The sequence below is a fragment of the Psychrobacter sp. AOP30-A2-5 genome, assembly GCF_052378115.1.
GTDB lineage: Bacteria > Pseudomonadota > Gammaproteobacteria > Pseudomonadales > Moraxellaceae > Psychrobacter.
The window spans coordinates 24,190-47,581 of sequence record NZ_JBQSXK010000016.1; the positions used below are offsets into that span (position 1 = coordinate 24,190).

General features: G+C 43.5%; 20 protein-coding genes and 2 tRNA genes. 13 read left to right on the forward strand and 9 right to left on the reverse strand.

Annotation, left to right across the window (positions count from 1 at the left end; genetic code table 11):
* Positions 1-705: 705 nt before the first annotated feature.
* Positions 706-909, reverse strand: a complete 204-nt coding sequence (locus ACT3S4_RS11115) for a CsbD family protein (RefSeq protein ID WP_045443240.1) — start codon at positions 907-909, stop codon at positions 706-708.
* Between the two features lie 504 nt (positions 910-1,413).
* Here ACT3S4_RS11115 and ACT3S4_RS11120 point away from each other — a divergent pair.
* Entirely contained in the window at positions 1,414-2,103 is a 690-nt protein-coding gene (locus tag ACT3S4_RS11120) for a TetR/AcrR family transcriptional regulator (protein WP_444761064.1), read from the forward strand.
* A 137-nt stretch (positions 2,104-2,240) separates the two neighbouring features.
* A complete protein-coding gene (locus tag ACT3S4_RS11125; protein ID WP_444761065.1) occupies positions 2,241-4,454 on the forward strand; it encodes a molybdopterin oxidoreductase family protein in 2,214 nt (737 codons plus the stop codon).
* A gap of 98 nt (positions 4,455-4,552) precedes the next feature.
* On the opposite strand, the gene ACT3S4_RS11130 is transcribed toward ACT3S4_RS11125, so the two are convergent.
* Complete coding sequence (locus tag ACT3S4_RS11130; protein WP_444761066.1) at positions 4,553-5,878, reverse strand: D-amino acid dehydrogenase; 1,326 nt, start codon at positions 5,876-5,878, stop codon at positions 4,553-4,555.
* Positions 5,879-5,952: 74 nt separating this feature from the next.
* Entirely contained in the window at positions 5,953-6,726 is a 774-nt protein-coding gene (gene ygfZ / locus ACT3S4_RS11135) for a CAF17-like 4Fe-4S cluster assembly/insertion protein YgfZ (protein ID WP_444761067.1), read from the reverse strand.
* 325 nt (positions 6,727-7,051) lie between these two features.
* Here ygfZ and ACT3S4_RS11140 point away from each other — a divergent pair, with 325 nt between their 5' ends.
* The 3 genes from ACT3S4_RS11140 (at position 7,052) to ACT3S4_RS11150 (ending at position 10,832) form a co-directional block, all read left to right on the forward strand.
* Entirely contained in the window at positions 7,052-7,405 is a 354-nt protein-coding gene (locus tag ACT3S4_RS11140; RefSeq protein WP_055123598.1) for a zinc ribbon domain-containing protein YjdM, read from the forward strand.
* A gap of 111 nt (positions 7,406-7,516) precedes the next feature.
* Positions 7,517-8,818, forward strand: coding sequence for a glutamate-1-semialdehyde 2,1-aminomutase (gene hemL / locus ACT3S4_RS11145; protein ID WP_444761068.1), 1,302 nt, complete (start codon positions 7,517-7,519; stop codon positions 8,816-8,818).
* A gap of 265 nt (positions 8,819-9,083) precedes the next feature.
* The gene (locus tag ACT3S4_RS11150) at positions 9,084-10,832 is read left to right on the forward strand and encodes an AMP-binding protein (RefSeq protein WP_444761069.1); all 1,749 of its coding nucleotides are present in this window, start codon (positions 9,084-9,086) and stop codon (positions 10,830-10,832) included.
* A 19-nt stretch (positions 10,833-10,851) separates the two neighbouring features.
* Here the strand turns inward: ACT3S4_RS11150 and ACT3S4_RS11155 are convergent, their stop codons facing one another.
* Complete coding sequence (locus ACT3S4_RS11155) at positions 10,852-11,190, reverse strand: DUF962 domain-containing protein (protein ID WP_227676045.1); 339 nt, start codon at positions 11,188-11,190, stop codon at positions 10,852-10,854.
* 472 nt (positions 11,191-11,662) lie between these two features.
* Between ACT3S4_RS11155 and ppx the strand changes: the two genes are divergently transcribed.
* The 3 genes from ppx (at position 11,663) to tilS (ending at position 16,036) form a co-directional block, all read left to right on the forward strand.
* The gene (gene ppx / locus ACT3S4_RS11160; protein WP_087814735.1) at positions 11,663-13,189 is read left to right on the forward strand and encodes an exopolyphosphatase; all 1,527 of its coding nucleotides are present in this window, start codon (positions 11,663-11,665) and stop codon (positions 13,187-13,189) included.
* 226 nt (positions 13,190-13,415) lie between these two features.
* Positions 13,416-14,219, forward strand: coding sequence for an acetyl-CoA carboxylase carboxyltransferase subunit alpha (locus ACT3S4_RS11165; RefSeq protein WP_055123593.1), 804 nt, complete (start codon positions 13,416-13,418; stop codon positions 14,217-14,219).
* 230 nt (positions 14,220-14,449) lie between these two features.
* On the forward strand, positions 14,450-16,036 hold the full coding sequence (gene tilS, locus ACT3S4_RS11170) for a tRNA lysidine(34) synthetase TilS (RefSeq protein ID WP_444761070.1): 1,587 nt from the start codon (positions 14,450-14,452) through the stop codon (positions 16,034-16,036).
* Between the two features lie 140 nt (positions 16,037-16,176).
* On the opposite strand, the gene ACT3S4_RS11175 is transcribed toward tilS, so the two are convergent.
* Positions 16,177-16,689 carry a GNAT family N-acetyltransferase gene (locus ACT3S4_RS11175; RefSeq protein ID WP_444761071.1) on the reverse strand — a complete coding sequence of 171 codons (513 nt, stop codon included), beginning with the start codon at positions 16,687-16,689 and terminating at the stop codon, positions 16,177-16,179.
* A gap of 218 nt (positions 16,690-16,907) precedes the next feature.
* On the opposite strand from ACT3S4_RS11175, the gene proC reads away from it, so the two are divergent.
* Complete coding sequence (gene proC / locus ACT3S4_RS11180) at positions 16,908-17,741, forward strand: pyrroline-5-carboxylate reductase (RefSeq protein WP_087814729.1); 834 nt, start codon at positions 16,908-16,910, stop codon at positions 17,739-17,741.
* Between the two features lie 139 nt (positions 17,742-17,880).
* Complete coding sequence (locus tag ACT3S4_RS11185; protein ID WP_060490268.1) at positions 17,881-18,450, forward strand: YggT family protein; 570 nt, start codon at positions 17,881-17,883, stop codon at positions 18,448-18,450.
* A gap of 102 nt (positions 18,451-18,552) precedes the next feature.
* On the opposite strand, the gene ACT3S4_RS11190 is transcribed toward ACT3S4_RS11185, so the two are convergent.
* On the reverse strand, positions 18,553-19,359 hold the full coding sequence (locus ACT3S4_RS11190; RefSeq protein WP_087814727.1) for a hydroxymethylpyrimidine/phosphomethylpyrimidine kinase: 807 nt from the start codon (positions 19,357-19,359) through the stop codon (positions 18,553-18,555).
* A 356-nt stretch (positions 19,360-19,715) separates the two neighbouring features.
* On the opposite strand from ACT3S4_RS11190, the gene ACT3S4_RS11195 reads away from it, so the two are divergent.
* The 3 genes from ACT3S4_RS11195 to ACT3S4_RS11205 all read left to right on the forward strand — a co-directional run bounded on the left by ACT3S4_RS11195 (position 19,716) and on the right by ACT3S4_RS11205 (position 20,970).
* A tRNA-Ser gene (locus ACT3S4_RS11195) sits at positions 19,716-19,805 on the forward strand.
* 187 nt (positions 19,806-19,992) lie between these two features.
* Positions 19,993-20,069, forward strand: a tRNA-Arg gene (locus tag ACT3S4_RS11200).
* 241 nt (positions 20,070-20,310) lie between these two features.
* Complete coding sequence (locus ACT3S4_RS11205) at positions 20,311-20,970, forward strand: RDD family protein (RefSeq protein WP_444761072.1); 660 nt, start codon at positions 20,311-20,313, stop codon at positions 20,968-20,970.
* 62 nt (positions 20,971-21,032) lie between these two features.
* Here ACT3S4_RS11205 and ACT3S4_RS11210 read toward each other — a convergent pair whose 3' ends face one another.
* The 3 genes from ACT3S4_RS11210 to pth form a co-directional block, all read right to left on the reverse strand.
* Positions 21,033-22,013 carry a calcium/sodium antiporter gene (locus ACT3S4_RS11210; protein ID WP_444761073.1) on the reverse strand — a complete coding sequence of 327 codons (981 nt, stop codon included), beginning with the start codon at positions 22,011-22,013 and terminating at the stop codon, positions 21,033-21,035.
* 293 nt (positions 22,014-22,306) lie between these two features.
* A complete protein-coding gene (gene panD / locus ACT3S4_RS11215; protein ID WP_045443274.1) occupies positions 22,307-22,687 on the reverse strand; it encodes an aspartate 1-decarboxylase in 381 nt (126 codons plus the stop codon).
* 100 nt (positions 22,688-22,787) lie between these two features.
* Entirely contained in the window at positions 22,788-23,369 is a 582-nt protein-coding gene (gene pth / locus ACT3S4_RS11220) for an aminoacyl-tRNA hydrolase (protein ID WP_045443276.1), read from the reverse strand.
* Positions 23,370-23,392: the final 23 nt, after the last annotated feature.

The following is a 23,392-nucleotide window of genomic DNA, read 5'->3' on the forward strand; positions in this document are numbered from 1 at the left end:
AGCCGAGCACGTACGCACTCTATAGATTGTTCATATAATCGTATTCATAGCTTACTGGCAAATTAATTGTTACCATCGTCATTACCATTATGCGCTTTGAAATATTTTCTTACATTATCTATCATAATGTACGAAGCTTGATGATTAGTGTCTTTTGCGTTAATAAGTTGTAATCAGGGTAACGAATATGAATCATGTAAGCATATGCTTACACGTAATGACGCTTACGCGACTTAACATCAGGTTAGGAATTAGGCATTATAGTCACACGGCATTAGGGAATTTGACTCAAGGATTGAGTTGACCGCATTAAGGATAATGATTCACTTATTAGCATCAGGATGATAATGATAAGTGGAGTAAGGACACATACCCTTTGCTGCTATCAGTAGTTAATGCTGGTAGTTGTAGTAAAAAGGGCAGGATGCCCAGTATCACAATATGCTGAATATTATGCAAGGATGCATGGGAAACAGTGGTGATAGGTAACATGGATGGTTAACAATAAAACCGCATAACAGTTAATTGCTATGCGGTTTTATCGTGTCTGGACTTTGAGTTTTATCTTTTAGAATTATTTGATATAAATCAAGTTGGTGATCAGTCCAGCATAAAAAAACCGCATTAGAAACTAATGCGGTTTTCGTTTAAATAATCTGCTTATAAAATTTTTATCTTAATACTTCTTACAAGCATGATTATCTACTAGTATTTATGTTCAGTACGCCATGCGTCTACTTCACGTTCAGCATCATCTTTGCTGTGACCATAACGTTCTTGAACTTTTCCGACCAATTTATCACGGCTACCTTCAACGTGTAATAAATCATCATCAGTAAGATCAGCCCATTTTTGTTTTACTGAGCCTTTTATTTGGTTCCATTCACCTTTTAGAGTATGTTCGTTCATTTTTATGTTCCTTCTTTTATTATAAAATTGGTTATTGAGACAATTATTCCATCTGTCTTTAATCGACATTTTACTCAGCTGCTATCAGTACTTATTAATCAGCTAACTGGTGATATCTAATATAAGTGCTCACCATCGTCATGTCTGTATATGCAATGTTGAGAGTGTTGCTCCATTATTGAGATCTGCACAGCTATGTTATGCATCGTCCATTTGTGTAATGAATGAAGTGTTTTATCAGTGACATACGTAAAGAGGATCAACAAGTCTGGCGATGATTTATAAAAAATGACGTCGTAACATGCTGTAAATATAGGAATAAAAAAAGTAGCTGTCATCATAAATGTGGCGGCTATTGTTTTATGATTGTTTTAGGATGGGTTAAAACGAATCATCAAGAATAAGTAAGGTTAAATATTTAGTGATAGACTTCTTGTTTAAATGGCTATAGCCTTATAGTTGAAATAACAATTGTTTTATAGATTAAGTTGGGGCAGATTGATAGTGAATGTACTTAACAGCGTAAGTGCTAAAAAACCGGAAACAAAACGCGAGCTGGCAAAGGCGAAAACGCGTCATACGTTACTAAAAAGTGCCTTGCAGCTGTATAGCGTAGAGGGCGCTCTTGGTATGAGCATGAATAAAATCGCGAAAGGTGCAGGTATTGCTCAGCCAAGTTTTTATAATCATTTTGATAGTTTAGATGCGTTGCAGCAGGTGTTAGGCGAGCAACTTAAAGGCAACTATTTATCACCAATGCGCATGGCGTGGGTAGATATGCTTAAAGACTATCCAACGCTGTCTAAAGAGGATTTCAATGAGCGTTGTCAGGAATGCCTAACATTGATTTTTGATGCCGCCTTTCAAAACATCACTTTATTTCAACGTTTGCTCGAAGACAGTCTGCGCTTTGATTCAAACATAGAACGTAACGGGTTGGGAAGTCTAATCATAGAGATAAGAGAGGAGTGGACTAAGATATTTATAGAGGGATTGCAGTCAGCCGAGTGCTCTTTTGACGAATCTGACGTTCATCTCTGTGTCGATATCGCTGCCGCCCAAGTACATGAATTGATATTTGGCTGTCATCAACAGCGTTATTCAAGGCAGCAAGCCATTGAGATATTGTGCAAAAACTTTGATGGACTTTTTAGCAGTTTTTTCGCTAAAGATAAGCACAGAGTGGAAGGTTAGTTATTGAGCTTATCAATGTTGCGTTATATTTAGCTTTGACTAACGCTCAATCTTTTTAAGATGAGTAAATTTATAAAACTTATAAAACGGAATTTAGATAGTGAAAGCGATAGTAAAAAATAACAGGGAGCGCGACCATGGCTAGTGAACAAACCAAAACGAATGAGCAAACACATTTTAGAACCTGCAATTTATGCGAAGCGATGTGCGGTATCGTCATCCAGCACGATGGTGAGAAAGTGCTATCGATTAAAGGCGATAAAAACGACCCATTCTCCAAGGGTTATATTTGTCCAAAAGCGACTGCTTTGCAAGACTTGCATGAAGACAGTGATCGCCTGCGTCATCCCGTTGAGAGAACGGCTAACGGTTGGAAAGAGATTGGCTGGGCTGAGGCGTTAGATAAGATGGCAGCTGGTATTCAGTCGGTACAGAAAAAACATGGTCAAAACGCTTTCGGTATTTATTTAGGCAATCCTAATGTCCATAATTTGGGCGGCATGTTAACCATTAAGCATCTATTAACCAGTATCAAGACGCGCAGTCGCTTTTCTGCGACTTCCATCGACCAGTTACCGCATCACATTGTTAGCATGCATCTGTTCGGGCATATGCTGCGCATCCCTGTGCCCGACGTCAATCGTACCCAATATATGCTCATCATTGGTGGCAATCCGCTAGCGTCTAACGGCAGTATTATGACCGCGCCAAATATGCGTCAAAAACTAAAAGATATCAAAGAGCGTGATGGCAAAGTAGTGGTCATCGACCCAAGGCGCACCGAAACCGCCGACATTGCTAGCGAGCATCACTTTATTCGTCCAGCGACTGATGTTTTGCTCTTGCTTGCCATGCTCAATGAAATTTATCTCCAAGGGTATGCGGATAAGGCACGTGTTAAAAATAATAGAGCGGCGGCGCTCGTGCCAGAGATTGCACGCATTGCAGACTTTGCAAAAGACTATAGCGCCGAGTCCGTCGCTGATATTACTGGCATTGCGGCAAAAGAGATTAAACGACTGGTCAAAGAGTTTTGTGAAGCCGAAAGCTCGGTCTGTTATGGGCGCATGGGCGTCTCGGTGCAAGAATTTGGCTTATTAAGCCAGTATCTCATTATGCTGATTAATATTGTCACAGGTCGTTTGGATGAAGTGGGTGGTCTGATGTTCCCCAATCCTGCGGTCGACGTGGTCAATAACTCAGGCCCAGGTTATTTAGGTAAGCGCCATAGCCGCGTGAGTAACTTGCCTGATTTTAATGGTGATTATCCCGTCGTGGCAATGGCGGATGAGATGTTGGTAGAAGGGGTAGGGCAGTTAAAAGGCTTTATGACTGTCGCGGGCAACCCTGTACTCAGCACGCCAAATGGTGAAAAGTTAGATACGGCTTTTGCCAGCTTAGACTTTATGGTCGCTATTGACTACTTTGTCACAGAAACCAGCCGTCATGCGCATATCATTTTGCCGCCGGTATCACCACTAGAGCGCGATCATTATGACGTCACCTTTAACAATTTTGCCGTCCATAACGTCGCCAAATATTCAGAGGCATTGTTTGCTAAGCAAAGAAGCGCCAAGCATGACTGGCAAATTTACTTAGAGCTGGCGAAACGCTTGGATAAAAAAGCCGCCCTTGCAACCAAAGTTGAACGCCTAATAATAAAAGTTTTGGGTCCGAAGTTTGTGCTTAATCAAGGTCTAAAACGTGGGCCTTATAAGGGTCTCAATCTAAAGCAATTGAAGAAAAATCCACATGGAATTGATTTGGGATCGCTCAAAACCATGCTGCCACAAGCGTTAAAACACAAAGACAAGCAGATTCATCTTAATGTTGATTTTTATCAAGCAGATTTAGAGCGGGTGCAGGAGATAATGCAGGACTATGATGACAAGCAAATTCTATTGATTGGTCGTCGTCATGTACGCAGCAATAATTCGTGGCTACACAACAGCTATCGTTTGGTAAAAGGTAAGCCGCGCTGTACTTTGATGCTGCATCCTGAAACGGCGAAAGAGTACGGTATTGAGGATGGTCAAAACGTAAAAGTAACGTCGCGTGTGGGTAGTGTGACGATCGTAGCAGAAGTGACGGATGAGCTGATGCCAAATGTCGTGAGTATCCCTCATGGGTGGGGTCATGGCCGTAAAGGGGTAAAACAGAAAATCGCTCAAGCGCATGCGGGCGTCAGTGTCAATGATTTGACAGACGATACCTTAATTGATCAGCTAAGTGGCAATGCGGCAGTCAATGGTGTACCAGTACAATTGGAAGCAATCGCGCCAGAAGTGGTTGATTTGGAGATGGCTGATTCTGACGTTGATTTCGATATGGAATCAGGGAGCGCTGCATAAAATAGTTCTAGAATAAAAGTCTTTCATATAAAGAAAAAAGGCGCTGACTTATATTGGTAGCGCCTTTTTTACGTTTCTAATTTTTACATTTCTTATTCTTACGTTCCTAAGCCAACAAAATCAAAATAGACTGGCGGTGTCTCACCCTGTATTAATAAACTGATCGCCTTTGCCGAACCGCAAGCATGGGTCCAACCAAGCGTACCATGACCCGTATTAAGCCATAAATTATCAAAACTAGCATCCACGTTATGACTGCCATGACGGACTTGACCCCTATGCGCACGCCCAATTAACGGCACATTAGAAGGTGTCATCGGACGTAGCCCTGTCCAATATTGCACAGAATTGGCAATGATACCTTTGGGAAACAACTGCTGCACACGGCGGGTAATGGCTGCACAGCGGGTGCTATTTAAATCCAAATTGTAGCCGTTAAATTCTGCCGTTCCAGCGACGCGTAATTTGTCGCCAAGGCGTGATGTCACCAGCTTAAACTCATCATCAATGAGACTGACAAAGGGTGCCAGATGCGGGGCGCGAGGGTTGATTTGATAAGTGGCCGAGTAGCCTTTGGCTGGAAATATCGGCCCATGTATTTCTAAAGGTCTTAGTAATGACACACTATAACTACCGAGGGCTAGTACATGGCTGTCTGCACTAAAGGTTTGCGCGTTTTCGCCCTTGGGTTTAATGGTAATACTATGGATATGCGGGCGAGCAGAATGGGCGTCAGTGTTTAAAGCCACAATCTCGGTATCGTATAAAAACTTCACGCCAGCCTCGATGCAGCGCTCGGCTAAGCGCTGGGTAAATAAATGGGCATTACCCGATTCATCACGGCTGGTATAAGTAGCACCTTTTAGCTTATGAGCAATAGGGTAAAGCGCAGGCTCTAAGTTAACGGCATTATTGATATCGATGACATGACGCTCACAGCCTAACTCTTGCATGCGCTCCGTTGGCGCAATGGCGGCATCAAATTCCGCTTGATTGGTATAAAAATGCATGATACCGCGCGTTTGCTGCTCGTAATCAATACCAATATCAGCACGCAGCTGCTGCAATGCTTCGCGTGAGTACAAGCCCAAACGCACCATCTGTACCAAATTGGCATCGGCTCGTTCTGCGCGGCATTCTTGTAAAAACTGCATTGCCCATTTCAACTGCGCTTTATCAGCTCGCAAGCGGTAGAGCAGCGGTGCATCTTCACGAAACAACCATTTAAGCGCTTTCATTGGTGTGCTCGGATTGGCCCAAGGGGTTGCGTGCGAGACAGATATTTGCCCACCATTGGCAAATGAGGTCTGCATACCGGCCGCTGGCTCACGCTCAATGACGGTCACATCGTAGCCTGCTTGGCGAAGGTACCATGCGGTGGTCACGCCCACCACGCCCGCTCCGAGTACCGCAATATGGGTCATAGATTACTCTGCTGCTTTTTCAGTAAAAATGTTTTGAAGAGTGCTGCTTATTACGCGTCACTCATCATGTCGTACTATTTTTGGCGCGCAACATCGGCTTGCAGCGCTGGCGGTAAGTCTAATATCGTAAGCTCACTATCGGCTAAATGCTCTGGACGGGCAACGACCAATGCTTTAAAACCATTAGTATTAATAGTGTCATCGGCAATCGCATTAACCACATGAATTTTTTCTAGCTTGTCACCGGCTGCTGGCACGTCACCTGCGCCGCTGACATAATGTAAAAACGCTTTTGGCGCTGCCTTAAAATAAATACGGGCAATCACTTCTTGACCAAGATAGCAGCCTTTATCATAGTCCATACCGCCGCGCTGATGCAGACGCAGCTCTTGTGGCTGAAACAGACCTTGGGTTGCAGCAACTATCCAATAGTTGCCAATGGCAAGACTCGCTTGCATCCACGCTTGGGTATCGGTTGGCGTATTGTGGTCTTCTTGATGGCTAAAGGTTGGCACGTCATCAAGCACGCAAGGATAAATGGGCGCGGGCGTACTGGTGTCAAATTTTGAAAAGGCACCGAACTTTTTTAAATGGGCTTGAAAAGCCTCAGCACAATCGGCACTGATAACCACATCATAATGCTTTTCGGCTTGTTTTTTTATCCAAAGACCAAAATCAATACGACCTTTTAAATTGCTAAGCGCCGTTGCTTGATAACTGAGTCCGAGCTTGGTGACATCAGAGGTTAGCTGACCCTGCAAGAATTTTTCTGCATCTTCACCTTGAATCGTTAGTTGAACAAATTGTGGCAATGTTGATGGGAGGGTCGATACGTTTGATTGAGTCATTATTATTATCCTATTCATAAGTAGCTATCGTTATCAGTAGCCATAGCCTCAGATATTGTGGTGAACACTGAGTTATTAAAGTAATTGCTAAAGTAAATATTGAGGTTTTACCATCTAAAGATACATGGTCATCAAACCAAATTTAGTTAAAGCAGAGTACCACAAAACACTGTGTGATAAAAAACGTCCGCTGTAAGACATGAGCGAATCTAGCAATTAGTCACAGCACAGCATTTACAAGCGAAGCGATTGGTTAAAGCTGGCGAGTTACGGTACAATGTTAGCTCTAGAATACACCCAATTTATCACGGCTGACGAGGAAATTATGAGCTTACCCAATTGCCCAAAATGCGATGCTGAATATACGTACGAAGATGGTGCGTTACTGGTATGTCCTATGTGTGCTCATGAATGGACTGCGGCTGAAACCGATGCGGCGCAAGCTGAAGAGCAAGACGCGGTCATTCGTGACGCGGTCGGTAATGAGCTGCAAGATGGCGATACCGTCACCGTGATTAAAGACTTAAAAGTCAAAGGCTCATCGATTGTTATTAAAGTTGGTACCAAAGCAAAAGGTATTCGCCTGCTGCCCGATGCCTCTGATGGTCATGATATTGACTGTAAACTTGATGGCTTTGGGCCAATGAAGCTTAAATCATCTGTTGTTAAAAAAGCATAAATTATTAAATGTGCTTTAAAAATCTGCTAAGCATTAACAACAAGCCGCAAGGTTATTTTTAATAAAATAAGACAGAACCAATATTAAAGAAATAATAAGTAGAGAATAATTATGAGCACTAAAAACGAACAACTATTTGCGCAAGCCCGCAAACATATTCCTGGCGGCGTAAACTCGCCCGTCCGTGCCTTTGCTGGTGTTGGTGGCACGCCTATTTTTATGCACCGTGCTAACGGTAGCAAAATTTATGATACCGAAGACAATGCGTATATCGATTATGTCGGCTCTTGGGGGCCGATGATTTTGGGACACGCACACCCTAAAGTAATCGATGCGGTCAAAAAAGCAGCTGATGATGGTTTAAGTTTTGGTACACCAACGCCGTTTGAAACGACTGTTGCCGATAAAATTTGCGAAATTGTCCCAAGCGTTGAGATGATTCGCATGACCAGCTCAGGTACAGAAGCGACCATGAGTGCGATTCGTTTGGCTCGTGGCTATACGCAACGTGACAAAATCATTAAATTTGAAGGCTGTTATCATGGTCATTCAGATAGCCTGTTAGTAAAAGCAGGTTCGGGCATGCTTGATATTGGTGAGCCAACCTCAAAAGGTGTGCCAGCGGATTTTGCTAAGCACACCATTACCATTCCTTATAATGATCCGCAAGCGATTAAAGATTGCTTTGAGAAATGGGGCGAAGAAGTCGCCTGCGTTATCTTAGAGCCGATCGCTGGCAACATGAATATGGTCATTCCAACCCAAGAATTCCATGATACCTTGCGTGCAGAATGTACTGCCAACGGTTCAGTGCTGATCTTTGATGAAGTGATGACGGGTTTCCGTGTCGGTCTGGGCGGCGCACAAGCGCATTTCGGCATTGATCCTGATTTGACGTGCTTTGGTAAAATCATCGGTGCAGGTTTGCCAGTTGGTGCTTTCGGTGGTAAAAAAGAAGTGATGTCTTGCATTGCGCCACTCGGCGGCGTCTACCAAGCCGGCACATTGTCAGGTAATCCACTGGCTATGCGTGCTGGTATCGCGATGTTTGAAGACTTAACCGTAGGTGGCTTTTATGATGAGTTGGCAGCGAAAGTTGATCGTCTGGTAGAGGGTTTTCAAGCGGCGGCTGACAAACACGGCATCAACATGCGTACCAATAAATTGGGCGGCATGTTTGGCATGTTCTTTGTAAAAGACAATGAAACTGACACGCCAAAGAACTTCGATGACGTGACAGAGTGCGATATGACGGTGTTTAACACGTTCTTCCATGGCATGCTCGATCGCGGAATTTATCTGGCACCGTCTGCTTATGAAGCAGGCTTTATGTCAATTAAACACAGCAATGAAGATATTGATGCGTCGATTAAAGCTGCTGACGAGATTTTTGCAGAAATGGCAAAAGCGTAACTGTTTATTCAGGACCTTGTTTATTTAAGACCTGTTTAAAATGTATGTACTTATAAGAGCCAGTATGAGAGATCATGCTGGTTTTTTTGTGCCCAATATTTATCCTTTTGTGATTTTCACTATAAAAGATAAAGATTTTCTGACGATGACTGCATAAATTAAAAAACTAAGACTAAGACAATTCCTTCTTTGGGCGATTGCAAAATAAACGATAAATTATGGTATTCTGAGATGAATCAAGACAATTGAGCAAGGACGCCAACTGATGACTACAAGCACTAATAATATGCCTAGCAGTAATACGCCACCGTTATGGCAAGCCTCATATGAGAAATATGGAATAAGAAATAATTTAGATGTATTAGAGGACAAGCACAACCTGCTAGATTTATTGCAACCCAAGATAGATCAGCATAGTGATTCTGTAGCTTTTAGTATGGGGCCCGCCACCCTTACCTTTGCACAATTGGATATTGCCAGCCGCCGTTTTGCTGCTTTTGTACAAGCACAAGGAATCAATAAAGGCGACCGTGTCGCTGTGCAGTTACCCAATATATTGCAGTATGCCGTGGTGTTACTTGGTTGTCTGCGAGCAGGCGCGGTATTGGTGAATATCAATCCGATGTATACCCATTATGAATTGGCGCATCAGCTGACGGATGCTCAAGCTAGTGTGCTGATTGTCCTCGATGGTATGACCTCTGCTTACGATCAGTTAGATGATGCAGTCAAAGCGCAACTGTCATTCGTCGTATATTGTTCCGTCAATCCGAATGCTGCACCTGCTGATAACGATATTGCTTTGCTTACCCAACTTGAACCGTCGACCGATACTACTCGTCAATTCAATCAAACCAACCAAACCACAGCCGATAATGCTGCAAACAATATCTCAGAGCATAATATAAGCTTTGCCCATATTATGAGTGCATACCACGCTGAGCAATATCTGCCTGTTACTATCGAGCGTGAAGATTTAGCTTTATTGCAATATACGGGTGGCACGACTGGCAAGCCAAAAGGTGCGATGCTCACGCATTACAATGTCATGGCTAATGTCTGTCAGTGTTATGCGATGTTTGGTCATGCGATTGAAGCAGGTCGTAGCGAGCAGATCAAAATACTCAATCCGTTGCCGCTCTATCATATATTCTCATTTACCGTTTGCGGCTTACTAGGCATCTATGGCGGCTGGGAAGACATACTGGTCACCAATCCGCGTGATATCGATGGACTAGTAAATACCATCGAGCAGCATCGTCCGCATGTTATTCCTTCGGTTAATACCTTATTTATTGGTATGCTGCATCATCCAAAGTTTGCCAACCTTGATTTTAGTCGCTTGGCACTATCTATAGGTGGCGGCACCGCCATCATCAAAGCCGTATCTGATCAGTGGCAACAAGTCACTGGTATGATTATCAATGAAGGTTACGGCATGTCCGAAACTGCACCAGTTATCTCTTTTAATCCACCTGGTATAGATCGTTTCAACGGTAGCGTTGGTCTGCCACTTGCGATGATGGATATTAAAATCATTGATGAACAGGGTGCAACTTGTGCAATAGGTACACGGGGCGAGGTTTGTATTAAAGGCCCGCAGGTCATGCGTGGTTACTGGCAACGAGACAATGAAGATACTTTTACAAAGGATGGCTACTTTAAATCAGGTGATATTGGTGTGCTAGATGAACATGGATTTTTGACGCTGGTGGATCGCAAAAAAGACATGATACTGGTTTCAGGATTTAACGTCTATCCAAACGAAGTGGAAGCGGCATTGACAGAGCATCCGAAAGTACTTGAAGTCGCGGTGGTTGGTATTGCAGATGAGCACAGCGGAGAGGTACCCAAAGCGTTTGTGGTTAAAAAGGAGTTTAGCCTAACGGTAGAAGAGCTACAAAGCTTCGCAAGCGAGCGTTTAACAGGTTATAAACGCCCGCAGTCATACGAGTTTATAGATGAATTACCCAAAACTGCAGTAGGAAAAATATTACGTAAGTCTTTACGTTAGTTGGGCTAGTGGCGAGTTATTATCGTCCGATTTTATCAAATTTACGGTCTTTTAAGCTGAGTCTACCGCGTAGGACATCACTGTACATACGAAAGTCGCTAGCAAAGCTTTTTAGCGGGAATTTAAAAGAAGCCGGTTTGTTTTTTTCAAAGAAAAAATGACCGACCCAAGCGCAAGCATATCCAGCAGCGATGCCTTTAAGTAATGGTTTTGGCGAAGCGGTTTTGACCGACTTTGCGAGTCCCAATAAGCCAAAGCTACTACCAGCAAAATGTAAGCGGCGGCAAGCCATGTTTTGATGTTCAGCTAAATAGAAGTCATAAAATTTTTGCTTTGTTGGGCTGACGGTTGTCATCATGTTTTTTTTAGTATTGCTGATCGCTTGAGCATCGGCGTTTTTGGTAGTATTTTGTGTGGTCGTTTGATTCATTTGTTTAGCTTCCTTGCCAATCGTTTATTGAGTATAGACATTAGGGCGAGTCATTAGGGGGCTTTCTGTTTTACTAAAACGGCTAGGCGGTCATTAAGTAACTGTTATTTATTATAATATTGGTCGTTTTTAATGTAGCAAAACGCTATCCTTAATACAAGCAATGGATGTTTATGGCGCATTTGTTATTTTGTTGATGATGCGCTTGCTGCTTAATTAGCATTTGGGTCACTTGCCAGTGTTTGGCATAAATGCTTTAATGGCGAAAATTACGTCAAATACGTAAGCCGCTTTGCGTAAATGGCACTATTTGGTGCAGCTACGATGTTTATATGACTCAATCGTCTGATTTTTAACCCATATCCTCTCCCTTTTATCCAACACGGTAACGATTCCTCTTATGCCTATTGACTACCTTACAAATCCGCCGCTTGCTGATGATGAAATGATGGCAGCCATTGATATCGGTTCCAATAGTTTTCATCTGGCCATTGCGCGTCTTGACCATGGTGAGGTGCGAAAAGTCGTTTCTATGTCTGAAAAAGTCCAGCTTGCTGCAGGCTTGGACGAAAATAATATCTTAAGTGCGGCAGCTGCACAGCGAGGTCTCGACTGTTTGAGCCGATTTGTGGCGCGTTTGGATTCAGTACCACCCGAACGCATTCGCGTGGTCGCGACCAACGCTTTACGCCAAGCCAAAAATGCCAATGACTTTATTGCCCGTGCCAATAAAATATTGCCGAAACCCATTGAGATTATCGCGGGACGAGAAGAGGCGCGCTTGATTTATTTGGGCGTCTCACACACCAATGCCAGTAGTGACAAGCGTTTGGTCATCGATATTGGTGGCGGTTCGACAGAGTTTATCATTGGTCAAGAGTTCGATCCGCTATTGACCGAGAGTTTGCAGATGGGCTGTGTCGCCTTTACCCAGAAGTACTTTGCCGATGGTCAAATCACGAAAGAAGCCTTTAATAATGCGATATCAGCCGCTCGCAAAGAAGTGTTAGCGATTCAGGGTCGTTATCAAAAATTGGGCTGGAGTAGTGTGGTTGGCTCAAGTGGGACGATTAAAGCAGTACGTAATGTGCTGGTATCTAAGGGCTGGGCTGATGAGCAAGAGCGCATCACTTATAAAGGTGTCAAAAAGTTAGAGAAACTGTTGCTTAAAATTGGCAATGTCGATGACATCGATTTAGAAGGCGTTAAGGAACATCGCAAAGCCGTCTTCCCAGCAGGCGTTGCGGTACTGCGTGCAGTCATGAAAGTGCTGGGTGTAGATACCATTACTTACTCAGATGGTGCATTACGTGAAGGTGTGATGTACGACATGCTTGGACGCTTTGCTAGCGAAGATGTTCGTGACCGCAGTGTGCTGGCGCTGATTAAGCGTTATTCGGGGGACAAAAAACAAGCCAAACAAGTGGTGAAAACCAGTCGTCATTTATTTGAGCAAGTGAAGAGTCAGCTTGCCCTTACCAACGATGATTGTGATTTACTCAGACGTGCGGCTTTCTTGCATGAGATAGGATTGGCCATCAGTCATAGTAGTTATCATAAGCACAGCGCGTATTTGCTTGAGTATTCTGATATTCCAGGATTCTCGCAAGTCGATCAAAAGCGTATGGCACAGCTGATGCTCAATCATCGTCGTAAGCTCAAGGCCGATATGTTAGAGCAGACCTGTACTATCGGTGGTAATCAGCTCGTTTATCTTTGTCTGCTGCTACGTTTGGCTGTACTGGCGCATCACAGCCGCAGCGATCATGAATTACCAGAATTACAGTTACAAGCCATGGATGATCATTGCTGGCAAATCACCGTTGCCGATAACAGTGAGCATTATGCTTTCTTATTGCCCGATTTGCATACTGAGATTGAGCAGTTTGCCAAATGGGGCGTGACGCTGAGCGTGGTTGAGGGCTAGGCAGCGCTGCTTTGCACTGACGATCAACATGATGCCGTTACTATTGTAATGAGTATGCTATAGATTAACGTAACAAAAGCGGCTTTGTCAGTAATGTCATGCCATTTAAGATGTGCTACTATAGCTTCTATTGAGTTTACAACTGTACTTTCATTATCTGAAAATCGATAACGATATTATTCTTAAACATAAATACATTAAGTATAATTATTAAAGGGAAGCGTCTATGAGCACTGTCTGGGATAGTGTGCAGCTTGCACGGCACGCCAAGCGTCCATTATTTATGGACTATGTTAATCAGCTGTTTACCGAATTCGATGAGCTGCACGGTGACCGTGCTTTTGCCGATGACAAAGCCATTCTTGGTGGTCTGGCACGTTTTGATGGTCAGCCTGTGATGGTGATTGGTCAACATCGCGGTCGCAGTACCCGTGAGCGTATTGCCCATAACTTTGGCATGGCCAATCCTGAAGGGTACCGCAAAGTGATTCGTTTGGTCAAAATGGCTGAGCGCTTTAATATTCCTGTGATGACCTTTGTCGATACCCAAGGCGCTTATCCGGGTATCGGTGCTGAAGAGCGCGGACAAGCGCAAGCCATTGCCGAAAGTATCGCCGTTTTTTCTAGCCTAAAAGTGCCTATTATCGTGACTATCATCGGTGAAGGCGGCTCAGGTGGGGCGTTGGCAATTGGTGTTGGTGACAAAGTCAATATGCTACAAAATAGTATTTATTCGGTTATCTCTCCGGAAGGCTGTGCCTCTATCCTGTGGAAAACAGCTGAAAAAGCACAAGACGCTAGTGAAGCCTTGAAATTAAATGCGATTAATTTATATCAGATGGGGCTGATTGATGCCGTCATTGAAGAAGGTGAAGGCGCACATATCAAGCCGCAACCAGTCATGATTGCCTTGAAAGCACTTATTGCTGAGCAGTTAGATGAGATTAAAGATTTAGACGCACACGCGCGTTGTGAGCTACGTTATGAGAAGCTGAAAACCTTTAATTCAGAAGTGATGTTGCCTGCTTAATTGGTCGCTATGACACCTCTGTTACAAAGCCTCTATTCATGGACACAAAGCTTTTTGTATTAGAGACTCAGTCTTAATGCTAAAATAAAAACGTGTCATTTTATGGCGCGTTTTTTTGTGGCTGTTAATATAGGTGCTAACTGACGCTGTAACTGATGTCGTAGCTGACGTATAAGCTGATTCATTTATATGTCAATTCATGTATGCATGCTAAATAAATAAGGCTGATTATGACCAGCAGTGCAATCCTCCCGCATCCTATGAAGCCAATCGCAGACTTGCCTGTCGATGCCGATCTGGCACAAGCATTATTGAGCAGTATGGTTGAATATGGTGAACAGCTGCACGGTCGACGGCTTTGGCTGGCGTGTAGTGGTGGTCGTGATTCATTAGCATTGGCTGCGCTGTGTTTGCAGCTCTATCGCCAAGGTAAGTTGCCATTTTTGCCGCAATTGCTGCATGTCAACCATGGTTTGCAAGCAGATAGTGACACTTGGGCGATGCATGTCGCTCATTGGGCAGCAGTGCAGCAGATACCGTGTCGGATTTTACGTGCGCAAGTGAATGGTCATGATGAGCAAGCCGCAAGGCAAGCTCGTTATGATGTCATGCGAGCGCAACTCAATCAAGATGATGTATTGCTCTTAGCACATCATGCCGATGACCAAGCAGAGACGGTGCTGATGCGGCTGATACAAGGCGCTGGGGTGAATGGTCTGTCGGGTATGCAGCCGTGGCGTATCCAAACGCAGGGCGCACAGCGTATGGCATTATGGCGACCTTGGCTGATGGTCAAACGCGGCAATATCAGCAATTACGCTCAGCGCCTAAAGCTCCCTTATATCGATGACCCAACCAATGATGCTGGCGATAATGTACGTAGTGGGCTACGCCTCGACATCATGCCAGTATTGGCGACCTATAATTCTAATGTCATTGACAATATCGCCCGTAGCGCACAGCTATTGCGTGATGCCCAATTAATAATCAATGCACAAGCGGCAGAAGATTTACAGCAGATAGAGGTAGCATCATTACAGCTATCGTCTGCCCAGCGTGTGCTAAGTATAGACAAGCTACAAGCATTACCCATTTATCGTCAGCGGCAACTATTGCATCATTGGCTCGGTCAAGATGAACCGTTACCGCCTGCTAAGCAGCTGGTCGATGATGTATTTATGCTAAGCCAACGTGGAGATGCTGATCACCAAACGGCGCTTTTTTGGCAAGCTCGTAAGCAGTCCTATACGATTTGCCGCTACCGTCAGCAGCTTTATCGTTTAAGCAGTGAGTGGAGCAAGTGGTTAGCATTGCCGCTTACCAAACAGATTCAACCCTTATCTAATCTTGTGGTAGCTGATTCTGATTCAGCGGCTGCCCAGCCTGTATCGGTTACCTTACGCAGGGATAATAACTTTATTTGGCAAGTGCAAATGATGCCAAATGCCTTAGCAGAGCTATTAGACAGCGATCAAGATGATGAGAGGTTTGAGATTACCTTTGCACCATTAGGTCGTCAGCAGCGTGTGCAAACTGCATTGGCATCACGTCCACAAGCGGGCAAGAAACTATATCAAACGCTTGGTGTACCTGTATGGTTGCGCGAGAGTTTGGTGGTGGTCAGTGCCGTATCCGTACAGCAGGATAAAGAGTGTCCATTATTACTGGTTTCACCTTTTGAGAGCTGGATACTAGGGACGAGTAGATCGCTAACAGACACGACAGAAAATATTGGCGTTTTAGACAGTGCTATTAGAAGCAATGTTATGAGAAATAGTGCTATTAGAAACAGTCTAAGCATCAATAACGCTTTTTAATATTTATAACTTAAACCTTTAATGAGGTCAGGTTATCTAGGTCATCAAGTCATCAAGTCATCAAGTCATCAAGTCATCAGGGTATCAGGGTATCAGGGTATCAGGGTATCAGGGTATCAGGGTATCAGGGTATCAGGGTATCAGGGTATCAGGTCATCAAGTTTTCTAACCATTTTGATATTTATTATTTGCGTGCTTTTGTAGCATTCTTCACTCTTTTCGCCATTACCTACAAAGCCAAATTTTTGATAGAAATCAATAGCAGCCACATTATTTTCTAATACCCATAAATAAAAATGGGCATGGATATGAGATTCTAAAAGGGCTTGTAATGATACTGTCATTAATTGAGTGCCTATACCCAATCCTTGATAGTCGGGCAAAACATACAACGTGGTAATTTCATAATTTTTATTATTAATGAAGTAGCCAATAAACCCCAAATTATTATTATGAGCATCATATGCTATCCAGACAATAACATCAGGATGCGCTATTAACTCCTGCCACATTTTTGTTTTATTACATAAGTTGTTTTTATCATTGATATAGGACGCTGGTAGCAAATCTAAATAGGCGGCATGCCAACTTTTGAAGTGAATGTTAGCAATGTTTGCATAATCCTTTGGGTTAGCTTTACGAATGAAAAACATATTACTCTCCGTCACTGATTTTATATAATGCCCTTGTTAATTTAACCGTTTGGTTGAGCAATAGTCCATGGCAATTAAGTGGTTCAACGGAGCTTACAACCGGGTTAGATGCCGTCAATTTATCAAACGATGCCAGTAGCAGTATGGTAAACTGAGTGTCATTTTACCTATCATTATGTTAGTTTGAATACCTTTGGATTTTTGAATAGGAGACATGTATGTCAGTATTAGATAATAAGAAAATCAGCTTTATCGGTGGCGGAAATATGGCGCAGGCTTTGATTAGCGGGCTTGTCAGCTGCGGTGTCAAACCGAGTTTAATTACCGTTGCTGATCCTAGCAGTGAAGCGCGCGAGCAATTGGCTGCTAAAGGATTGAACACGGTTGATCCAACTGCTGATGCAAAAGCTGCCGTTATCGATGCTGACATTGTGGTGCTGGCGGTCAAACCGCAAGTGATGAAAGCGGTAGTCAGTAGCTTTGCGGATATCTTAGACAAGCAGCTGGTGATTTCAGTGGCAGCAGGTTTGTCGACTGAGCTTTTATCTGACATGTTGGGTGGCTATGACAATATCGTCCGTGCGATGCCAAATACCCCTGCAATGATTCAAATGGGCGCAACGGGTCTGTACGGTACTGATAATATTTCTGCTGAACAAAAGCAGTTAGCAACGGCGGTGATGGAAGCATCAGGATTGGTCATGTGGGTGGATAATGAAGAACACATGCATGCGGTAACCGCCGTATCAGGGTCAGCACCAGCGTATATGTTTTACTTCATTGAATCCATGATTGACGGGGCAGTGGCTTTAGGTTTGGATAAAGAGCAGGCTTCAGCGCTCGCTATGCAAACCATGCTAGGCGCGGCAAAAATGGCGATGAATAGTGAAGATGCACCTGCTGAATTGCGTCGCAAGGTCACCTCGCCAAATGGGACAACCCAAGCCGCCGTTGAGTCCATGCAAGCCAATGATATCGGTGGTCAAATCGTTGAGGCTATGCAGGCTTGCTATGACCGTAGCCAAGCCTTGAGTGAAGAGATGAGTAAATAATCATCCATATATCAGGCGCGTTATTTGCTAAAAGCGAATGACGCGCCTGAGCTGTAATACTAAGCACCAATACCAAGCACCTAGCAATGACAGTCGTCATCCCAAAACCTGTTAATAATGTCACATTGAGTAGCACTTCATGAACAACATGTTATTTCAAATCTTTGATTTGGTCACCACCTTCGCCATGATGTTGGTGTTTATTCGCTTTATGCTGCAATTTGCAGGGATGGATGCCAGCAACCCCATGATTGCGCCTGCTTATAAAGCGACGCACATTGTCGACGTGTTTGGGCGTATTTTTCCAACCGTTGGGCAAGGGCGTATCAGTATTGCGGCTATCGTCCTGATGTTTTTGATTCGTTTGATCGATATCTCTGGAAAAGCAGCACTGACACATAAAGGTATCGCTCCTGTACCGTTATTTTTTACTGGTACTATCAGCTTGGTATTAGACTTTTTACGTATGTGTCGCTATCTCGTCATTGGTTCCATCATTGTCAGCTGGATTGTGGTATTTACCCAATCTCAGCATCCGATTATTGGTATCATTGTCAATCTAGCGGAGCCAATCTTGGCACCATTTCGTCGAATCACACCAAACTTGGGTATGATTGATTTATCACCAATGGTCGCCTTCATTGCTTTTATTTTGCTTGAGATGTTTATTGGTGGCTTTGCCGCGAGCTTCATGCCGATGTTGGGTTGAGCTGGATTAATGGTCACTTGAAAGCCGCTATCTAAAATTACCAATAGCTATCTAAAAAAGGGCGTTCTATGAGATATAGAGCGCCCTTTTTTTATTAATTATTTAGAGGTTATGCTGAAAGTCTATAAAACGATTGGGTATTAATTGGGCTTGCTCATTATTAGGGTGCGGTGCATCAGCGGCTCGCAGCGTCTGGGTAATCCAGCTGTCTGCTGCTCTTACTGCATCGATAAGCGCATCACCCATTGCTAAGCGCCCAGCGATAAAGCTGGCAAGTGAACAGCCAGAGCCATGAAACTCGCCCGTTAAGCGCGGCAAGGTGCTTTTATGTACCATCTCACCCTTTATGTACAAATACTGCTCTATATCGCCACTATCAAAGTCGTGTGAGGTCTTTACCAATACAGCATAGGTGCCTTGGGCGCATAGTTTTTGCGCGCCAATATGTAAGTCTTGCTCACCGCTTAATGCGCGTAGCTCATGAGTATTCGGTGTGATGAGGGTCGCGTATGGTAACAGTTCCCTAAATGCGCTAACGAGCGTCTTTTCATCGCCCAAACTGCCACCACTATTGGCAACCAATACGGGATCTAATACAAATGGCGTATCAGCGGTGATAAGGCGCTCGGCAAAAAACTGAGTCAGCATAGCGATATTATCAGTCGTACCCAACATACCTGACTTAATAACTGCAACAGGCAAATCATCGAGCACTGCGGTGGCCTGATCCTTTACCAAATTTGCTGCACAAGCTTCAAAACCAAAGACTTGCTGCGAGTTTTGTATGGTAATAGCTGTACAAGCAATGGCAGCATGCGCACCTGCTTGACCGATGGCTTCTATATCCGCTTGTAATCCAGCGCCGCCTGAGGGGTCTAATCCTGAAAAACACAGTACCACTGGTCGCATAAAAATTCCTTTGACGTAATCTACAATGAGTAACAAATACTATAGACACCCACTGCTAAAAAAGCCATAGTAGGTGAGAGATGATACATAGACAATCCATCCATTAATCCATCAATTAACAACAACCCAGAGCGTGCTGACTAACTTAAACATCGTTTTTACTGGTTTTTATTGATATTTGAGCTGCTCAAGAGGCTATGAAACCCCATAAATAAATAAATATGATAAAAACTGCATTAAATTTGTAGACAGTGCTTGCAATTCGTTTTGGCTTTGCTATAATAATCGCCCACGGGATAAGACGTATTATCAGCAATAATACTATTTTTTAGAACTTAAAAAGTCTTACGTCGTTTGGTGAAGTGGGTGAGTGGCTGAAACCAGTTCCCTGCTAAGGAACCATACGTTTGCGCGTATCGAGGGTTCGAATCCCTCCTTCACCTCCATTTATTCGGTTTTTAGTAGAGTAGTGACGCGATATAAAAGCGTTAATAATCTTCTGTTTTATTAAAGCAAAAAATAATTTGATTTTAATAAAAAAAGATATTGACACAAGCGAAATTATCTATATAATAACCAACCTAATTTGCTGCAATTGTTTCTTAACAACGCAGTAAATGATGTGCAAAGTACGCGCTTGTAGCTCAGTTGGATAGAGCACTTGGCTACGAACTAAGGGGTCGGGAGTTCGAATCTCTCCAAGCGCACCATTTGCATCATCACTTCTTTAACCCAGTTAAAGAAACCTTAAAATAATCGCCTGTCTTATGACAATTTGGCGATTTTTTTATGTCTGCAATTTCTGTGTGATAGTCTTATGAGCTGATGAGTCATACGACATGGTTATACCACATTGTTATATGACTTACGGCATCTTAGGATAATGTACGATAAGACAGTGAATTACGGTACAATAGAGTCATTATTCACTGCTTGCTATGAGCTTGTACCATGTCAAAGAGTTTACCTAAACGACCTACCAAATCTGCTGCTCAAACTAAAACTAAAGCATCAGCATATCATGCCGCTGAAAGTGAAGAGCTAACGATTGCTAAACCTGGCACCCGTATGGCAGCCATTCTCTATGATGGTATGTTAATTTTAGCGTTGTTGTTTTTGGTCGGTACCCTGCTAACCGTGATTGGTACACTTATCACGATGGAGACGGGTAGCGAGTCGTCACAAGCGCAGTCGCTGCCAACGTGGTATCAAAACGTGATTATGACGCCGTCTTTTATACTGACGTTAGTAGGATTCTATGGGATATTTTGGCGTCGCGGTGGACAGACATTAGGTATGCAGACTTGGCGGTTAAAGACGGTCAATAGTAATGGTCATTTGCTAACGTGGGGACAGTCATTTAAGCGGATTGTAGCGGCCAGTATTATGCCACTTATATTTGGTATCATTGGTAGTGTCATCGATGGCTCACGTGCTGTTCTGTTGACCAGTGCCTTTTTGGGCTTTGTCTTTAACTATGCTTTTTGCCTCTTTAACCCACGTGGTCTCGCAGTGCAAGATATGCTATCGAATACCATTACCTTAAAAATGCCAAAAACAGAGAATGAAGGACTATGGCGGGTGATTAGAAATCGCAAGCAAGGAAAATAAACCACATTATCATCGCCATAGTCTGTTCATGCATTTTTAGGTCTGTTAATACACTCTAAGCGTTACAGGTTGACGGTTTGTATCAGCCATAAAGTATAGCCGACAAAGAACAGCATCAATGTCGCGCCAGAGGTACGTCCGAATGGACGCTTACTCATAAAGGCAAAACCGCACAATACCACAAGTAACAAGGTGACCAATCCCATCGCCACTATATCGCGTGATAAGATAATTGGACTGACTGTGATTGGCGCTATAAGCGCTGCGAGACCAACGACGCCTAAGGTGTTAAATATATTAGAGCCAATAATATTACCCAGTGCCATGTCGTGTTCGCCTTTACGGGCGGCAGATAAGCTCGATACCAGCTCAGGTAACGAGGTCCCCACAGCAACGATCGTCAATCCAATCACCAGTTCGCTCACGCCCCACAGCGTTGCCAATTCTACTGCACCCCAAACTATAGCTCGCGAGCTAATGACCAGTAAAACCATGCCGATAACTAAGCTGATGAGCCCCCGTGTTAGGGTTTGCTCGATATGTTCAGCATCGATGCTTTCTGCTATGGGTTCTCCTTCGTGCTCATGGTTGCCTTCACGTAAGCTTAGTACAATCTGAATGCCTAAAGTCACGACCAGCAGCGCTATCAACACAATCGCATCTGCTTGGTCTAATTGCCCATCACGCAGCTGCCATGCGGCGACCATAGTAATCAATACCAATAGAGGTAAATCACGCTTGATAATGCCCTTACGAATGATAATAGGGCTAATCAATACGGTTGCACCCAATACCAGCGCAATATTGATGATGTTTGAGCCATAAGCGTTGCCTAATGCCAAATCAGGGCTGCCTTCTAGTGCCGCCAATACTGACACGACCATCTCAGGGGCGGATGTACCGACACCCAAAATCAACACACCTATTAAGAAACTAGGGACGTTGAATTTTTTTGCTAAGGCAGTGGCGCCATCAACAAAAAGGTCTGCACTCCAAACAAGAATAGCTAGTCCGATCAATACTGCAATAACTGCCAACCACATCAGTTTGTTTCCTTTTAGTGTTAATACCAAACCTAAAAATACGCTTAGCCGTGCCAAATTCATTTAGCTTAAAAACATAGCGCTGACATTTATTTTTCTGACGACTTCATCTTTTAAGAGTGGTATAAAATGTGAATTTGCCATATAAAAATGGCATAAAAAAAGCTGAATCAGAATGGAGATTCAGCTCTCATATTAGCATAGCGGTTTTGGTTGGATAATAAGAATAACTTCAACAGCTTAGTCGATTGTTTATCCTTGCTTTATCCAAAAATCTTCGGTGTTCTGGTGCTTTAAGCCACTTGTACCGGAATGATGTTTGCTGTGTCTTTTACGGTGTTGTCTTCGTTGCAATACACCAGTTTTGGCTGGTAGGTTGCCGCTTCTACTTCATCAAAATGAGCATAGGCACAGATGATAACGATGTCGCCTAAATCTGCCATGTGAGCCGCCGCACCATTTAGCGAGATGATACCAGAACCCGCTTCAGCGCGGATAGCGTAGGTGCGAAAGCGCTTGCCATTGGTCACATTGTAGATATCGATAGACTCATTTTCGCGCAGACCAGCAAGATCCAATAAATCACCATCGATACCGCATGAGCCTTCGTAATGAAGTTCGGCATGGGTGACGCGAGCACGGTGTAATTTGCATTTAAGCATATTAAGTAGCATAGGTTGCTTCCTTAGCGTAACTGAGATTAATGATTCAAATCAAAAGGTTAATGGGGGATAATTTGCTAAAATAAAAGGCTGTTATGGTTACAGCATGATTTTATTCTGGCAATTTGAAGCCATTAATTTGTGAACGTGCTTTTTCAATATCGCCATTTAGTAATAATGGTAGCGCCTCAAACGCTGCTGTCAGAGCGCTATCAATGGCAATTTGCTCATCGGGCGCAGCTTTTGAGAGCACATGACCACTAACTTTAGACTTATGACCAGGATGACCAATACCAATACGCAAACGATGGAAGTCGTTGCCGATATGAGGGGTGATATCACGCAGACCATTATGACCGCCATGACCGCCATTCGTCTTAAGTTTGATGCTGCCAGCTGGAATATCGAGCTCATCATGAGCAATCAGTAACTCATCATTTTCAATGCCATAAAACTTCACCATCGGCACCACTGACTGACCAGACTTATTCATAAAGGTGAGCGGCATCAATAGACGTACGTCATGCCCATGAATCTGCCCACGTCCTGTGATTCCATGAAACTTTTTATCATGAGAGAGGGTAATGTTGAACTGCTGAGCCAAGTGATGGACAAACCAAAACCCTGCATTATGACGTGTAAACATATACTGCTGACCAGGATTACCAAGACCGACAATAAGCTTTATGGCCATAAAAACACCCTGCTTAAATTGAA

Coding starts and splice junctions, on each gene's coding strand:
- tilS (WP_444761070.1), top strand. CDS start 14,450: ATGACCAGCAGTGCAATCCTCCCGCATCCTATGAAGCCAATCGCAGAC.
- panD (WP_045443274.1), bottom strand. CDS start 22,687: ATGCTACTTAATATGCTTAAATGCAAATTACACCGTGCTCGCGTCACC.
- ACT3S4_RS11115 (WP_045443240.1), bottom strand. CDS start 909: ATGAACGAACATACTCTAAAAGGTGAATGGAACCAAATAAAAGGCTCA.
- ACT3S4_RS11140 (WP_055123598.1), top strand. CDS start 7,052: ATGAGCTTACCCAATTGCCCAAAATGCGATGCTGAATATACGTACGAA.
- ACT3S4_RS11190 (WP_087814727.1), bottom strand. CDS start 19,359: ATGCGACCAGTGGTACTGTGTTTTTCAGGATTAGACCCCTCAGGCGGC.
- ACT3S4_RS11165 (WP_055123593.1), top strand. CDS start 13,416: ATGAGCACTGTCTGGGATAGTGTGCAGCTTGCACGGCACGCCAAGCGT.
- ACT3S4_RS11185 (WP_060490268.1), top strand. CDS start 17,881: ATGAACAACATGTTATTTCAAATCTTTGATTTGGTCACCACCTTCGCC.
- ACT3S4_RS11125 (WP_444761065.1), top strand. CDS start 2,241: ATGGCTAGTGAACAAACCAAAACGAATGAGCAAACACATTTTAGAACC.
- ppx (WP_087814735.1), top strand. CDS start 11,663: ATGCCTATTGACTACCTTACAAATCCGCCGCTTGCTGATGATGAAATG.
- ACT3S4_RS11150 (WP_444761069.1), top strand. CDS start 9,084: ATGACTACAAGCACTAATAATATGCCTAGCAGTAATACGCCACCGTTA.
- ACT3S4_RS11175 (WP_444761071.1), bottom strand. CDS start 16,689: ATGTTTTTCATTCGTAAAGCTAACCCAAAGGATTATGCAAACATTGCT.
- ACT3S4_RS11155 (WP_227676045.1), bottom strand. CDS start 11,190: ATGATGACAACCGTCAGCCCAACAAAGCAAAAATTTTATGACTTCTAT.
- ACT3S4_RS11205 (WP_444761072.1), top strand. CDS start 20,311: ATGTCAAAGAGTTTACCTAAACGACCTACCAAATCTGCTGCTCAAACT.
- ACT3S4_RS11210 (WP_444761073.1), bottom strand. CDS start 22,013: ATGTGGTTGGCAGTTATTGCAGTATTGATCGGACTAGCTATTCTTGTT.
- hemL (WP_444761068.1), top strand. CDS start 7,517: ATGAGCACTAAAAACGAACAACTATTTGCGCAAGCCCGCAAACATATT.
- pth (WP_045443276.1), bottom strand. CDS start 23,369: ATGGCCATAAAGCTTATTGTCGGTCTTGGTAATCCTGGTCAGCAGTAT.
- ygfZ (WP_444761067.1), bottom strand. CDS start 6,726: ATGACTCAATCAAACGTATCGACCCTCCCATCAACATTGCCACAATTT.
- ACT3S4_RS11130 (WP_444761066.1), bottom strand. CDS start 5,878: ATGACCCATATTGCGGTACTCGGAGCGGGCGTGGTGGGCGTGACCACC.
- proC (WP_087814729.1), top strand. CDS start 16,908: ATGTCAGTATTAGATAATAAGAAAATCAGCTTTATCGGTGGCGGAAAT.